The sequence below is a fragment of the Paenibacillus taichungensis genome (assembly GCF_047302525.1).
GTDB lineage: Bacteria > Bacillota > Bacilli > Paenibacillales > Paenibacillaceae > Paenibacillus > Paenibacillus taichungensis_B.
The window spans coordinates 6,544,670-6,560,375 of sequence record NZ_CP168020.1 but is presented as its reverse complement, the minus strand read 5'-3'; the positions used below and the strand labels follow the sequence as shown (position 1 = coordinate 6,560,375).

The window sequence follows — 15,706 nt, the reverse complement described above, 5'->3', positions numbered from 1 at the left end:
CGCTCTTGCGTCAAAGGATGTCCTGTATACCTAAACCTATACATTTTATTTTAAAATACATTTTCAAAAAGACACGAGTCAGTTATCTTCGCCCAGGCGATGGTTCAACAAAATACTCACGTTCCATCCACGATTGCCAATCCGCTGAATTTCCAGGCATAATCCACTGCGGATAACGTGCGTTCTCTGCACGCTCATAGCCCTTCCCTCCAAGCACAAAGCGCATATCAGGGAACTCGTCCAAAATTCGTCCTATGAGTTGATCACACCGTTCAAGCAGTTCTGAACTGGTAACTGAAAGACAAACCAACCGGATTTTCTGCTCCCGGATAATTGGGTATATTCCTTCTTCGGGTGTGTCCGCTCCGAGATAGAGCACTTCAGCACCATTTTTACGCATGAACAGGGAGAACAACAATAATCCCACCTGATGATGCTCCCCTTCCGGGCATAAGGCTAGAACTTTGGGCAGATGCGGATAGATCGGGAACAGATGGAAAAACTGATAAAAGCGCTGTGAGATCAATTGAGTCATAAAATGCTCTTGAGCGACCGAAGCCCTGCCCTGCTCCCATGCATCCCCAACACGAACGAGAATAGGCACCAGCACATGATAAAACATTGAATCATATCCGTACATGGTGAAGCCAAAATCAATCAGACCATTGGCCCGTTCGCCCTGAAAGTTGTATAACGAGTCGTAAATCTGATCGGCTATACGTACATATGCCTCTTCCATCGTGGGTACTGGAGGCATAAACGACGTAGGCACTGCAGCTTCATGTGAAGTGGTTTTGTTCACCTTGAGCATACGAACCGCTTCCGAAATATTTGTCTGGTGCTGCTCCACCTGCTCTTTCAACCAGCGCAGATCTGCAACATTCTCTTCCGTGTACAAGCGATAACCCGATTCCGTCCGCTCAGGGGTGACCGCACTGTACCGATTCTCCCAAGCCCGGAGCGTTACCGTCGGAATACCCAGCATGGCAGCGACTTGTTTGATGGAATACACCTTATTACCCACTTTCTTTCCTGAAATAGCCAGACTTTCGCAGGAACCTTATCCCGTCCTTGTCAGGTATATGAAAATCCGAACATTCCACAAAAATAATACACTCATTATACACAACGGTCATATCCATGTCGATTGAATCGATCAATTGGTTTTGCCTTCTCTGATTACATTAAACATACCATTAAGATCTTTGCGTCAATGTTGTTACCAGAGTGGTAATAGAAGTCAGCAAGTTCAGAAAGGGGAGAGTTATCGTTGTTTTCTTTTCGCCGCCAGACATCAGACCGCAAGTCTTCACGCGGTAAACTTCCATACATACGAACAGGTCTCGGATTACTGGTGTTATGGCTCATCGCCGTCATGCTCTACCAGACCTATAAGCCGTTACCACCCGGCATTTCCTATGAAAGTCCTGAATACCGTGTGGATCAGGTGCAGTTTCTGCATGATCTGACCTATCCCTCCGCTGACGGACAGATGGAGCACGAACAGCAGATCTTCCAGCGCATGCAACAGATTGTCGAAGACGCGGAACAATTCGTCGTCGTTGATATGTTTTTATTCAATAACTACCAGCACAAAGGTCAGAGTTTTCCACCCGTCAGCACAGAGTTCACGGATACAATCGTCGCCAAAAAAAAACAGAAACCGGATATGGACATCTGGTTCATTACGGATGAAGTGAACACCAACTACAACTCTGCACCCAATCCGCTGCTGGAGCGGATGAAACAGGCTGGAATTCATGTAGTAATCACAGATGTAGACCCTTTGCGCGATTCTACTCCCATCTACTCGGCTGTATGGCGCACATTCTTCCAGTGGTTTGGACAATCCGGGAATGGTTGGATTCCGAACCTGATGGCAACCAATGGCCCGGATGTCACGGTGCGTTCCTACCTCAAATTGCTCAATCTGAAGGCCAACCATCGCAAAGTTGTGGTCAGCGAGAAGACGGCCATTGTCTCTTCGGGCAATATTCACGATGCCAGTGCGTACCATTCAAACGTCGCTTTTGAAATAACCGGTCCAATCATTGGAGATATCCTTGAGTCGGAGCAGGCTGTGCTGAATTTCTCGGGCGGGGGAAAGCTCCCTTCCTATACAACTCCTTCCACAGACCCGAATAAGGGAGATTTGCGAATTCGCTATCTGACCGAGGGTAAAGTGAATGAAACAGTGCTCCATGAGATCAATCAATCGGTTAAAGGTGACACCTTATGGATGGGCATGTTCTACATCGCTTCACCCAAAGTATTGGATGCGCTGCTCGAAGCCTCAAAACGCGGAGCCGAGATACGTCTTGTGCTCGACCCGAACGAAAATGCTTTTGGTCAGGAGAAGACCGGCATTCCCAATCGTCCTGTAGCTGCTAAGTTACATGATAAATCGGATGGCAAAATCCAAATTCGCTGGTATAACACAACCAAAGAGCAATATCACGCCAAGATGATGTACATTGCCAAAGCCACCGGGGATCATATCGTCCTTGGAGGATCGACCAACTTTACTCCCAGAAACATGAATGATTACAATCTGGAAAATGACCTCTGGGTTGTTGCCCCACCAGACAACTCATTTACTCATGATGTGGCGAATTATTTTGACCGGATATGGAATAATGAAGATGCCGAGTTCACCCTGAACCTGGATGAATTTCAGGAAAAGACTACATTTTTGAAAGAAATCGTATATAAGCTTCAACTGATTTTGGGTTTAACGACCTTCTAATTGAAAATGAAATTCGAAGCATAAACCCGCCTGTACACTATCGTGCAGGCGTTTTTTGTGCCTTGACAGCGAATGTAAAATGTGAAAATATAGGTTACCTAACGACCGTTAGGAAGGTGATATTAATGACTGCACATTCGATTCGGGATGCCGCCCTGTTCCATTTTGCAAGAGATGGATATGAAGGAGCCTCCTTAAGAGCAATCGCTGACGAAGTCGGGATTAAAAAACCGTCCATATATGCACATTTTAGCGGCAAGGATGACCTGTTTTTGCAAACCCTTGCGCATGCGTTTAAGGATGTTCAGCGTCGAACGCTCGAATACTTCCGTGATCACGCCGATCTTCCACTGGAACAAAGGTTGAAGGGTTTGCTGATATGGTTTGAGCAGGAGTATAACTGTAATGCCTCAGCCCGCTTTATGCTGCGTATGTGTTACTTTCCGCCGCTTTCGCTATATAGCGAAGTGATGGATCTAGTTTATCCGTTTCTGGACGGTATGGAGCGGTCACTGACACGGCTACTGCAAAGGGCGACGCGCAACGGGGAACTACAGGCTGTTCCAGCAGAACAAGCTGCGATTGCTTATATGACTTTTCTCGATGGCATCACGGTTGAGATTATTTATGGAAGTTCACGTCGGTACAGGAGACGGATTGAAGCTTCCTGGCCAGTCTACTGGCATGGCATCCATCATCTGAAACAAGAGGCACAGCCCGTTGTGCTGAAAGGAGATTCATCATCATGAACCGCAACTGGTTATATGTATTTATCGGAGGACTCATTGAGATTGTATGGGTAAGTGGGCTGAAACACGCCTCCAATGTTTGGGAGTGGGCTTTGACGGCCCTAGCCATCATCCTCAGTTTTGGATTAATCATCGCTGCTTCCAAAAGATTGCCTGTGGGTACGGTTTATGCCGTATTTACGGGGATTGGTACTGCAGGTACGGTACTGGCTGAAATGCTGCTATTTGGTGAAGCATTCTCACTTGCCAAGGTTTTGTTAATCGGTCTGTTGCTATGTGGTGTGATCGGATTGAAACTGGTCACGGATCAACAATCGGCAAAAGGAGGTGAAGCATAATGGCTTGGATGGCAATTGTGGGTGCAGGCATATGTGAAATTTTTGGCGTCATCGGCATTAATGGTGCTTCTACCCGAAAGGGCTGGCCTTATATCGTACTCATGCTTGTATCGTTCGCATTCAGCTTCTCCCTGTTATCCTATGCGATGACTTCTATTCCAATGGGTACCGCGTATGCGGTGTGGACTGGAATCGGTACGGTGGGCAGTACGTTAACAGGTATGTTCCTGTTCGGTGAGCGGAAGGAAGCCAAGCGGCTGCTGTTTATTGCCATGATTTTGGTGGCGGCGATCGGATTGAAACTGATTACGTAACGTAAATACCTCCATTATATATCTTCCGTAATATTTAATTATCCCAAAAAGACGACTTTCGATCAGAAAGTCGTCTTTTTGGGATATGATGTAAGTAAGAAACCTACCCACACTCTGTTACGTAAGAAAGGATGTCGTGATGATGAAGAAATTGTTCGCGCGCATGGGTTCTTTTACCGGGTACATCTTCCTGATCGCTGTGGGGGCCTTTTATTTGTTTGCTCTTGTAGCTATCATCCTTCTAGCCATTTACGTCTTTAAGGGCGGAACCTGAAATAGATTATTTAAACTCATCATGCTCAGCTTGCTTCGCCCTACGTTGGATACTCATGATTTTGATACATATTGCATTGAAATGAACATATCGTCGCTCATTATACAGCCTTTATGCCGTCTACATGACGTAGGAAAAATGCTCCATACCCCTTATATTACGCCCTCTTATTTTTCCATTTTCCTCCCATTTGAATTCCGTTGTATATATCGTTTATACTTGGTTTGACCCTAAAGTCAATTCAAGAACTCATAAGTTCCGCAGGTGAGGTGGATGTATCGTTAATGAACCCTATCCATGAAATGAATGAGAAGAAAAAGCTCATTATTACCACAGCACTCAAGCTGTTCTCAGCCAAAGGCAGTGCTGCAACCTCCATGCAGGAGATTGCAGAGATATGCGGGATGTCGAAAGGCAGCCTCTACCTCATGTTCAAATCCAAAGAGGAATTAGAGGCCAGTACGATGGAGTACTGCATATTCACGCTCATGGACGAAATCTCCCAGATTGAACATGAAGCTGGGCTCACTTCGAGAGAACGTCTGCACAGGCAGATTGAAACACTGCTTGTCCATGTATCCGAGCTGAAAGAATTTTTACGCGTGCAAATGCGCAGCATGATGATGGATGAAGAGCAGCATCGCAAGGAAAAGTGCAACCCGCAGCAAAAGGATTTGGAGATCCGTACCCTGCACTGGTTTAAGGACAAACTGGAGGATCTGTACGGACCGGAGATTGAACCCTATACCATAGACCTTATTTTGCTCACGCATGGTTTGTTCCTCTCCTACGTCAAAATCTGGTTTACGGAAATGCCTTCCCTTACCGTATCCAAGATGGCAAGCAACATGCTGCAAACGATTGATTATGCAGCTCGCGGATTGCTCGATCAACGCCCTGCCCCTTTGGTTCCTTTGGAACATTGGCCAGCATGGAGCAGCGATTCAGATACAGATTCCACAGTGATGCGTCATCCCATTCACATCATCAAACAGATGAAGGATATCATCACTTCTGATATGCCTTCAGGGCAATTGCGCAATGACGCGCTGGAGACCATCGCCATCCTGAGACAGGAAATGATGGAATTCACACCGCGACGGGCCATTATTCTGGGCATGATGCGTAATCTGGATCACATTCCTGTCATCCAGTCATTGCACTCCGAGCTTCAGCACATTATGGATGCCATGTATAGCCGGTTCATCCAGGCTGACTCGTCACAACAATAAAGAAATACAGGGAGAAACAGAGAGGAGAAGAAACCATCGTATGAAAGGGATTATTAATTTTTCACTGAACAATAAGTTTGCGATCTGGATTCTGACCATCATCGTTTCCTTCGCCGGTTTGTACAGCGGACTGACGATGAAACAGGAGACCATCCCAAACATCAATGTGCCATTCTTGAGTGTTACGGCCATTGATCCAGGTGCAGCTCCAGAGGGTATTGTGGAGGATGTCACCAAACCACTGGAACAGACCTTAAGAAATGTAGAGGGAATTAAGACACTCACCTCCACCTCCATGGAGAATGCCTCTTCCATTACCCTCGAATTTGATTATGGTACCGATCTGGATAACGCTACCGCAGCGGTACGCGAAGCACTGAATGAGGTGCAATTGCCTGATGGGGTACAGAAACCAACCATCTCGAAGTTCAGCATCAACTCCTTCCCGGTTGTCTCGCTCAGCTTGTCTGACAAAGACGGCGGCGATCTGGAACAATTGACTCGACTGGTTGAAACGGATATCCAGCCTGCACTTGAAGATATTGACGGTGTAGCTCAAGTCCAAGTTTCCGGTCAATATGTTAAGGAAGTTCAACTGAAATTTGACCAGAAGAAAATGAATGAACTCGGTTTGACTGAAGATACAGTCAACGGCATCGTTCAAGGCTCTTCTGTCCGTGTACCATTGGGACTGTTCGAACTGGACAAAGCACAGAAAGCTGTTGTTGTTGATGGCAATATCATCGATCTGGATGATCTGAAAAATCTCGCCATCCCGGTTGTACCAAGCGGTGCAGGAGCAGGCAGTGGTTCGGCCACAGCACCACAAGGCGCCGGCACACAAGCTGGCGGGGCAGCTCAGGGCTCTGCACAAGGTTCTGACCAGGCTGCTGGACAAGCCGCTGGCGGAAATGCAAGTGTGGGCAGCACTTCGGGTGCCGCTAATGCACCTGGAATCCCAACCGTTAAATTAAGCGAGATCGCCAAGATTGAAGTCATTGGTCAGGCGGAATCCATTTCCCGGACAGACGGTAAGGAATCCATTGGGATCTCCATCGTTAAGTCTAATGATGCCAATACAGTTAATGTCGTTAAGGCGGTTAAAGACAAAGCGGAAGAGTTGCAGACGCAGTTCAAAAACGCCGAGTTGACTGTTTTGCTCGACCAAGGTAAACCTATCCAGGACTCCGTAAACACGATGTTGTTCAAAGCGATGTTTGGTGCTTTGTTCGCCATTTTGATCATTCTGTTGTTCCTGCGTGATATTCGCTCCACCATTATTTCCATTATCTCCATCCCGCTCTCCTTGCTCATTGCATTGACAGCACTTAATATGATGGACATTACGCTGAACATGATGACATTAGGTGCCATGACAGTTGCGATTGGACGGGTTGTCGATGACTCCATCGTTGTTATCGAGAATATCTATCGTAGATTGACACTCAAGGGAGAAAAACTCAAAGGCCGTGATTTGATCCGGGAAGCTACCCGTGAAATGTTCATTCCGATCCTTTCTTCCACTATCGTAACCATTGCGGTATTCCTGCCGCTGGCACTGGTAAGTGGTATGGTCGGTGAGCTGTTCATGCCATTTGCCTTGACGATGGTCTTCGCTTTGCTGGCCTCCCTGATTGTAGCTGTTACGATTGTACCAATGCTGGCACACACGCTGTTCCGCAAAGGTCTGAAGAACAAGCAGAATCATGAGGAAAAGCCAGGCAAGATGGCGGAAGCTTACAAACGACTCTTGAACTGGACATTGTCACACAAACTCATCACCGTCGGCGTTGCTGTATTGCTGTTGGTCGGCAGTTTGTTCCTCTATCCGTTCATCGGTGCAAGTTTCTTGCCGGAACAACAGGATAAATATGTGACCATTACGTACAGCCCGGAAACTGGAGCTTTGCGTGAAGATGTAGAAAAAGAAGCACTCGTAGCCGAGAAATGGTTGCTGACGCAGCCAGGCCTGGAGAAAATGCAATATTCCATCGGCGGCAGCAATCCACTGAGCAGCATGGGTGGAGGCAGCTCCAACTCTGCTCTCTTCTATATCGAATATAACGAAGATACGAAAGACTTTACAAAAGTGAAAGAACAACTTGTGGAAGGTCTGAAAAAAGAAGTTACCGTAGGAACCTGGAATGAGCTTGACATGTCCGGGGGACTGGGAGGCAGCAGCTTGAGCCTTTCCATCTATGGTGACAATGTAGATCAGATCAAACCTGTCTCGGATGAAATTCTGAAACTGGTTGAAGCAGATACCGAATCTTTTGAAAAAGCGGACACTACGCTCTCCGATACCTACGGGCAATACACGCTCGTCGCGGATCAGGAAAAACTGAGCTCGCTGGGTCTGACTGCTGGCCAACTGGCTATGACGCTCAGCCCTGCACGTGAACGCCCTGTACTGACAGAAGTGGATATCGAAAACAAAACGTATAAAGTCTATGTAGAGACTGACAAAAAGACATTTACCAGCATTGCTGATATTGAAAACGAAAAAGTTACTTCACCACTCGGCATTGAAGTACCAATCAAAGATGTCGCGAAAGTGGAAGAAGGCACTTCACCGAACTCCATCATGCGTATTGATGGAAAAGTCGTTGTCCAGGTTTCAGCCAACATTTTGGCTTCCGATGTGCAAAAAGCATCATCAAACTTGCAGGCGAACATCGACAAACTGGATCTGCCAGATGGTGTTGAAGTGAAGTTTGGCGGTACAACCGAACAGATTAATGACACGTTTACCCAACTTGGTCTGGCCATGCTGGCAGCCATTGCGATTGTGTACTTTGTGCTTGTCGTTACGTTCGGCGGTGGACTGGCGCCATTTGCCATCCTGTTCTCCCTGCCATTTACCATCATTGGTATTATGGTCGGCCTGTTCGTAGCTGGTGGTACGCTTGACGTATCTGCCATGATGGGTGGACTGATGCTGATCGGGATCGTGGTCACCAACGCCATCGTCCTGATCGACCGTGTTATTCACAAGGAAAAAGAGGGAATGCCTACTCGTGAAGCCTTGCTGGAAGCCGGAGCAACGCGTCTGCGTCCAATCCTTATGACAGCTCTGGCTACCATTGGTGCCTTGCTGCCACTAGTTACAGGACTCGAAGAAAGCGCAGGGATCATCTCGAAAGGTCTCGGAATTACCGTAATCGGCGGTCTGATCAGCTCCACGCTGCTGACTCTGGTTATCGTGCCAATCGTGTATGAGTTCCTGATGAAGTTCAAAAAGAAAAGAATTGAAGATTAATCGACACCTTCTGTTGATCGAATTAAATCATCATTCAGAATTAAGATAAGCCTCTAACTTAGAACACCCCTTAGTCCACATTAGAATGGTTTGTACATTCTAATCTCCGGCTAAAGGGTGTTTTACATTTAGCTACAATTTCTTAGCATGGGTCATAGAAACATCTAGATGTTAGATAGAGCTACATAGGAATAATCCTTTTTGTTTTATTTCATAAAAGGAAGAATCTATTTTGTGAAATACAACAAATGAACGTGAGATTTCAGCTCATCTGCTGTAAACAGACTTATAATATGCTTAATTATGTAAGTTCAATGCTTTCAGTCAGGTGATGCCTTCAATACATCACATCATAACAAACGCTCTTCGAAGCCCGACTTACACAGCGGGTATGTAAAACTGCATGTATTTGTGGGAAGGACGGTGGTTGTGTGGGGGAAACGACGCTGCATATTCAGATGAGAGACATGCTGAAACGTCCGGTGTTCCGCAAGGCTGAGGTGCTCGCCAGTGAACGGGCCTTGGAGCGATATGTGCGTTGGGTGCACATCATGGAGGTTACCGAAGTAGGCAATTTGTTAAATGGAGGGGAACTGGTGCTGACGACCGGCATTGGCTGGCAGGATGATGAGAAACAGGGGCTGTCTTTCATGCGCCAGTTAATTGCTCGTGGAGCTGCGGGACTCTGTATCGAATTGGGGGCCCACACCAAGTCCCAGCTTGGACCCATGAAGGAACTTGCAGCAGCAGAAGATTTCCCGCTGATCTGGTTCCACGAACAAGTACGTTATATCGATATTACACAAGACCTGCATTTCGCCCTGATTCGCAGCCACCAGCGTATGCTTGCCGAACTCGACAGCCTCACCACCTCGTTCAACCAACTTCTTTTGAATGGAGACGGTGTACAACCATTGCTCCGACTATTGTCTCGAACAACGGGTTATCCTGTAGCGTTATATCCACTGGACGGCGAAGCGAGTGCTGTTCCCTACTGCCCTCCAGCCCAACTGGAGACTCGTCGGCAGGAGTGGTTGATACATCGTGGTCATGCGGACAATGGAGATCATTTGTTACGAGCGAATCATTCGGTGCATTCACTGGATGCACTCACCCTGCCTGTTCAGGCGCTTGATTATGCATTTGCCGATCTGGTGCTGATGCTCAACAAGCTGCCGGATCACGAACCGGAATCCCCTAACAAACCATCCGATGAGTTCATTATCCAGACACTGGAACGTTGTGCAGCCGCCATTGCTCAGGACTGGATGCGTACCAAATACATGGAGGAAAAACGACGCTACAAGGAAGATATGTGGGTCATCGACTGGCTTAACGGACATCATTCTACTAAAGAAATTCATGAATATGTATCTGCTGCCAACGCCCAGCTTGCTTTTGGAAAAGGTACTGTCATTTTGTTCGATAGCAATCCCAACTACACAGACAGTCTTAAGCTACAGAAACTGCTAATTCAACGCAACATCGTTGCCCGTTCCGTTTTCTCCCGAGAGGGCTTCGCCCTATATAGCACGGTTCTAAACCACCAAATCATTCTGATTATTCTTGACCCTCTGCCTGGATCTCAGCGAATAAGCAGTCTATGGCGCTGTATTGAACAATTGCAGCAGCATGAACAGGAACAGACCCATCGCCTCTTCTCGGGTCTGTTCGGCATCGGTCACAGCTGCGCTGATCTATCACGTCTGAAAGACAGCCTTGAGGCAGCCAAGGATACCCTGCGCATTCAGAAGGACATCGGTGTGATGCAGCAGCCCTTTTATAGCAATCTTCACTGTTACCGCATTATTGCCAGCATGAAGCAGAGCGGTAGTCTGGATGATTTCATTGAGGAATATCTCGGTCCTGTCATTCGTTATGATGCCGAAAAAGGCGGCCAGTTGTTACGTACGCTTAAACAATATTTTATTCTATGCTGCTCTAAACAGGAGACAGCCACGGCTTTGTTTATCGTCCGACAGACGTTATATCACAGATTGCACAAAATTGAAACGCTCCTGGGTGATGACTATACCCTCCCCGAGAAACGCGTCGCCATCGAACTTGCTATCTATGCATATGAATACGTTCATGGGCCACTCGCGTGACCTTCTACGCTCCTTTTTGCTCCTGAAGCTGCCTGATCAGGATATAACTGAACCACTTCCGCCCAGACGCCGTACCCACATATTGCTCCTGTTTCTCTCCGGGAAGATCGGGGTGCCCCCACACGACATGAGCACCCTCCAGATGTTCCCGAACGGCATAAATGCGATAACCCTGCGCCACCATTCGTTCAATCGCTATCTTTTCCTCTTCAAATACATCATGGTCCGACATCAGCTTCACCCTCCATTCACTGCGGTCACAGGCTGTCTTACAGGTAATGGTGCACCGGCATCATATTTGTCACGCTTCACATACTGACCCGCGCCTGCCACTCCGGCAAACTGTCGATCCCGAATCACATATTCGCCGCGGCATAGCACTGTCACCGGACATCCCTGGACTGGCATGCCTTCAAAGGCGCTATAATCCACATTCATATGGTGGGTAGCTGCCGAAATCACCCTTGAGATCGATGGGTCAAAAATAACGATATCCGCATCTGTCCCCACAGCAAGGGTTCCTTTCTGCGGAAATAAACCAAATAGCTTGCTTGCCCGTGTAGAGCATAAATCCACCCACTGATTAAGCGAAATTCGCCCCTTCACTACCCCTTCGGAATATAAAATGCTGAGCCGATCTTCAATGACAGGCCCGCCATTTGGAATTTTGCTGAAATCATCCCGTCCCAGATCCTTCTGTCCCTTGAAGTTAAACGAGCAATGGTCCGAGCCAATCGTCTGCAACTGACCGCTCTTGAGTGCATTCCACAGCACTTCCTGATGAGGGGCTTCACGCAGCGGTGGGGACCAGACATACTTCGCACCTTCAAAATCCGGTTGATCCATCTTCGATTGATCCAGAGTTAAGTACTGCGGACAGGTCTCGCCCCAGATTCGATAGCCCATGTCTCGCATACGCGCGATCTGCTCCACGGCTTCAGCACAGGTGACGTGCACCACATAAAGCTGTGAATCGGCAAGTGCTGCCAGTCGGGACGCACGCCCTGTAGCCTCTCCCTCCAGTATGGAAGGTCGGGTAAGTGCATGATGGATAGGCTCGGTTCTTCCATCCGCCAGCGCCTGCTGGACCAGCAGATCGATAACATCGCCATTCTCGGCGTGCACCATGACGAGTGCACCGTACTCTTTGGCCTTTTGCAACGTCTGAAAGAGAATGCCGTCATCCGCCTGGAACTGGTTTTTGTACGCCATGAACACCTTGAAGGAAGACACACCCTCTTCTTCAATGATCTGTGGCAGTTCCTCCAGCACCTGATCATTCATCTCGCCAATCATCAGATGAAACCCGTAATCAATGGCGGCTTTGCCCTCGGCTTTGGCATGCCATTCTTGAAGGGATTCCAGCAAAGGTCGGCCTTTTTGCGTCAAACAGAAATCAATGACCGTTGTTGTGCCGCCGAAGGCAGCAGCTGCGGTTCCCGTTGCAAAATCATCCGCTGTCACCGTTCCACCGAATGGCATATCGAGATGAGTGTGCGGATCAATCCCGCCAGGGATGACATAACAGCCGGACGCATCTACAACCTCCATTCGTTCATCCGGCACAAGTCCCATGCCGATCTGCACGATCTTTCCGTTTTCAATGTAGATATCAGCTTCAAACGTATCCGACGCCGTGACCAACATTCCATTACGAATCAATTTGCGGGTACTCATGATATCGCCTCCTTAGTGGATTGATCTCTGGCCGATTGCAGCAGGGCAATCGCAGATTGACGGTCATTCCAGGTTAACGGTTCCTGTTCATGTGCGATCTCTACCATCTCAATTGCGCCGTCCACCGGACAGACAATCGAGCACAGATTACACCCGACGCAATCCTCCTCAACAACCTCCAGATAGGAGCCAGAGGGGTCGGATAACATATCAATACATTGATGTGAGGTATCTTCGCAGGCGATATGGCATTTGTTGCAATTGATGCAGACATCGCGGTTGATGCGGGCTACCACTTTGTAATTCAGATCGAGATTACCCCAATCCGAATAACGGGGAACCGTCTGACCGATCAATTCAGATACACTGCGCAGACCTTTCTCCTCTAGATAATCGTTCAATCCATCGATCATGTCCTCCACGATACGAAAGCCATGATGCATGGCTGCGGTACATACCTGGACCCCCGTCGCACCCATAAGTAAAAACTCTGCGGTATCCCGCCAATCGGATATGCCTCCGATGCCGGAGATTGGTACACCAACTGCCGGATTGCGCGCACATTCGGCAACCATGTTCAGCGCAATCGGCTTCACAGCCGGACCGCAGTACCCGCCATGGGCCCCTTTTCCACCAACATGCGGCACGGTATTCCAGGAATCGAGATCCACACCCGCCAGGGAGTTGATCGTATTAATCAGGGAAATTGCATCCGCACCGCCGCGCACCGCTGCCCGGGCAGTCGCCGTAATATCGGTGATATTGGGCGTTAGCTTCACAATAACAGGTGTGGTCGCCACTTCCTTCACCCACATCGTCTGTAATTCGACCAGGTCCGGTTGTTGACCAGACGCAGCTCCCATACCACGCTCGGCCATGCCATGCGGACAACCAAAGTTCAGCTCCAGCCCGTCTACGCCGACAGCTTCGACTTTCTTCACAATCTCATGCCATTTCTCGCGTTTCGGTTCTACCATGAGTGAAGCAACCACTGCCCGATCCGGGAACCGCTTTTTGGTCTCGGCAATTTCACGCAGATTCACCTCCAACGGACGGTCGGATATTAACTCAATATTGTTAAAACCCGCGACGCGCTGCCCACCAAAATGAACGGCTGCGAAACGCGAAGAGGTATTAATGATCGGTTCGCCCAACGTCTTCCAGACGGCACCACCCCAGCCTGCTTCAAAGGCCCGCTGAACTTGGTACCCCGTATTGGTTGGCGGCGCAGAGGCCAGCCAGAATGGATTGGGCGATCGAATACCTGCCAGATTAATGGATAAGTCAGCCATAACGATCCCTCCTTGGTGTGGTTTGAACTCACAATGGTGTTTGTTTGAACTTCACAAGATAGACTGGAACCTCATGTATGACCCAGGAATCCTGCTTGATCAGGTTAGTTTGAGTGGTTGGTGTTGCCAACCACTTGGCATAATCTGTTTGCATACACTCTAACGAACCTTACGCCTTCTATTTGACGAAAATGCGGTAGGTGAGCGTTTTAACGAATCGTAGAAGGCTTGGTGCATAAGATTCGTTAGCTATAACTAAATGCAAGATTGTGAAATATCACTTCACCTTCCATACGTCTGCTTCCCTCTCACCGTTCTCCCAGCCCCCTTTCCAACCTCATATCTCATGCCGTCTCTTCCACCTGTCCGGGCAACGCCTTCATCACCGATGCAGCTGCCAGCTTACCTTGTTGAGCTGCGGAGACCACCATCGCTTCGCCTTGCCCCTGTCCGAAGATAACATCCCCTGCCGCATAGATCTGTGGATGGGAGGTGCGGTACGTCTGTGGTTCCACTTCAACAACACCCCAGTGATGACGCAGGCCAAATGCCTCAATTAATGGCAGCAAACGGTTCTGTCCAATGGCTCGAACAACGCTATCACATTCAATCAAGAACTCCGATCCCTCAATCGGTACAGGCAATGCCCGACCTCCTCCAGGTGGAGTAACCAGCTTCATCTTCACACACTCTATAGCCTGAACCCGCCCGTTCTCATCTCCAATAATGCGCTGCGGCATGGTAAACCAGCGGAACTCTACACCTTCCTGCTTCGCAAATGTATATTCAAAAGCATAAGCCGTCATCTGGCTCTCCCCGCGTCGATAGAGCATCTGTACACGCTCGGCCCCCAGGCGTACCGAACAGGTCGCTGCATCCACCGCCGTATTGCCTGCACCAATAATGGCAACCTTCAGACCGTTCAGGGCCGGAGGCACCCCCTGCTTCGTGGATTCCACCAGCTCAATGGCATCATAGACACCTTCCAGCGTCTCTCCCTCAATGCCAAGCATCGGTACCGCCCCCATTCCGCAAGCCAGAATAACGGCTTCATGCTGCTCCAATAACTCGTCAGCGGATACATCCACCCCAATGCGCACACCATAGCGAATCTGCACACCTAGTGCCTGCACCTGTTCGACTTCCCATAAGGCTACAGATTCCGGCAGGCGAAAGGACACGATACCATACGTGCCCAGCCCTCCGCCTTTCTCTTTGGCTTCATAGATCGTCACCTCATACCCTGCACGACCCAGTTCTCTGGCCGCAGACAATCCCGCAGGCCCTGCGCCTACAACTGCGACACTTCTTCCGTTGGCAGGCGCTGCCTTGAATAACGGCTCATTCTTCGTCCGTGCCCAATCTGTTGCATATCGCTGCAAGTCGCCGATCTGAATCGGCTTGGATGACTCGTTCAGTACACAAGCGCCTTCACACAGTTCCTCTGTCGGGCAGACCCGTGCACAACTTGCACCTACCGGGTTGGCTTCCATAATGGTCCGAGCCGAGCCTTTGAGGTGACCCGTCGAGATTTTTTTGATAAACGAAGGAATATTGATGTCGGTTGGACATGCCTTGATACAGGGTGCATCATAACAGTACAGACATCGGTTCGATTCCTCCATCGCTTCTTTGCCTGTCATTGCAGGCTTCATTTCGGTAAAACGACTCTCCCATCCGTAATCGGACAACGTTGCTCCTGCGCTGTTCATCATGC

The 15,706-nt window shown here is 48.7% G+C and carries 13 protein-coding genes; 8 read left to right on the top strand and 5 right to left on the bottom strand.

All coding sequences use genetic code 11. The features are described 5' to 3' along the window. Nucleotides 1-82: 82 nt before the first annotated feature. The gene (locus ACDJ58_RS29700) at nt 83-1,012 is read right to left on the bottom strand and encodes a MerR family transcriptional regulator (protein WP_413374299.1); all 930 of its coding nucleotides are present in this window, start codon (nt 1,010-1,012) and stop codon (nt 83-85) included. Nucleotides 1,013-1,270: 258 nt separating this feature from the next. Here ACDJ58_RS29700 and ACDJ58_RS29695 point away from each other — a divergent pair, with 258 nt between their 5' ends. The 8 genes from ACDJ58_RS29695 (at nt 1,271) to ACDJ58_RS29660 (ending at nt 11,020) form a co-directional block, all read left to right on the top strand. After that, nucleotides 1,271-2,746 (top strand): phospholipase D family protein, encoded by a 1,476-nt coding sequence (locus ACDJ58_RS29695; protein WP_413374298.1) that lies wholly within the window; start codon nt 1,271-1,273, stop codon nt 2,744-2,746. Nucleotides 2,747-2,871: 125 nt separating this feature from the next. Next, complete coding sequence (locus tag ACDJ58_RS29690) at nt 2,872-3,495, top strand: TetR/AcrR family transcriptional regulator (protein WP_413374297.1); 624 nt, start codon at nt 2,872-2,874, stop codon at nt 3,493-3,495. Then, a complete protein-coding gene (locus ACDJ58_RS29685; protein WP_063566951.1) occupies nt 3,492-3,833 on the top strand; it encodes a DMT family transporter in 342 nt (113 codons plus the stop codon). Before ACDJ58_RS29690 ends, ACDJ58_RS29685 begins: the two co-directional genes overlap by 4 nt. Beyond that, nucleotides 3,833-4,147 carry a DMT family transporter gene (locus ACDJ58_RS29680; RefSeq protein WP_063566950.1) on the top strand — a complete coding sequence of 105 codons (315 nt, stop codon included), beginning with the start codon at nt 3,833-3,835 and terminating at the stop codon, nt 4,145-4,147. The genes ACDJ58_RS29685 and ACDJ58_RS29680 overlap by 1 nt, the downstream gene beginning before the upstream one ends. Nucleotides 4,148-4,286: 139 nt before the next feature. Beyond that, nucleotides 4,287-4,421 (top strand): hypothetical protein, encoded by a 135-nt coding sequence (locus ACDJ58_RS29675; protein ID WP_413374296.1) that lies wholly within the window; start codon nt 4,287-4,289, stop codon nt 4,419-4,421. 284 nt (nt 4,422-4,705) lie between these two features. Next, nucleotides 4,706-5,653, top strand: coding sequence for a TetR/AcrR family transcriptional regulator (locus ACDJ58_RS29670; RefSeq protein WP_413374295.1), 948 nt, complete (start codon nt 4,706-4,708; stop codon nt 5,651-5,653). A 40-nt stretch (nt 5,654-5,693) separates the two neighbouring features. Further along, nucleotides 5,694-8,912 (top strand): efflux RND transporter permease subunit, encoded by a 3,219-nt coding sequence (locus tag ACDJ58_RS29665; RefSeq protein ID WP_413374294.1) that lies wholly within the window; start codon nt 5,694-5,696, stop codon nt 8,910-8,912. A 431-nt stretch (nt 8,913-9,343) separates the two neighbouring features. Further along, nucleotides 9,344-11,020 (top strand): PucR family transcriptional regulator, encoded by a 1,677-nt coding sequence (locus ACDJ58_RS29660; protein WP_413374293.1) that lies wholly within the window; start codon nt 9,344-9,346, stop codon nt 11,018-11,020. 4 nt (nt 11,021-11,024) lie between these two features. Here ACDJ58_RS29660 and ACDJ58_RS29655 read toward each other — a convergent pair whose 3' ends face one another. The 4 genes from ACDJ58_RS29655 to ACDJ58_RS29640 all read right to left on the bottom strand — a co-directional run bounded on the left by ACDJ58_RS29655 (nt 11,025) and on the right by ACDJ58_RS29640 (nt 15,701). Beyond that, nucleotides 11,025-11,252, bottom strand: a complete 228-nt coding sequence (locus ACDJ58_RS29655) for a hypothetical protein (protein ID WP_413374292.1) — start codon at nt 11,250-11,252, stop codon at nt 11,025-11,027. Between the two features lie 5 nt (nt 11,253-11,257). After that, nucleotides 11,258-12,697, bottom strand: a complete 1,440-nt coding sequence (gene hydA / locus ACDJ58_RS29650; protein ID WP_413374291.1) for a dihydropyrimidinase — start codon at nt 12,695-12,697, stop codon at nt 11,258-11,260. After that, nucleotides 12,694-13,989, bottom strand: coding sequence for an NAD-dependent dihydropyrimidine dehydrogenase subunit PreA (gene preA, locus ACDJ58_RS29645; protein ID WP_413374290.1), 1,296 nt, complete (start codon nt 13,987-13,989; stop codon nt 12,694-12,696). The genes hydA and preA overlap by 4 nt, the downstream gene beginning before the upstream one ends. A 344-nt stretch (nt 13,990-14,333) precedes the next feature. Beyond that, nucleotides 14,334-15,701: an NAD(P)-dependent oxidoreductase gene (locus tag ACDJ58_RS29640; RefSeq protein WP_413379885.1), complete on the bottom strand. Its 1,368-nt coding sequence runs from the start codon at nt 15,699-15,701 to the stop codon at nt 14,334-14,336. Nucleotides 15,702-15,706 lie beyond the last annotated feature (5 nt).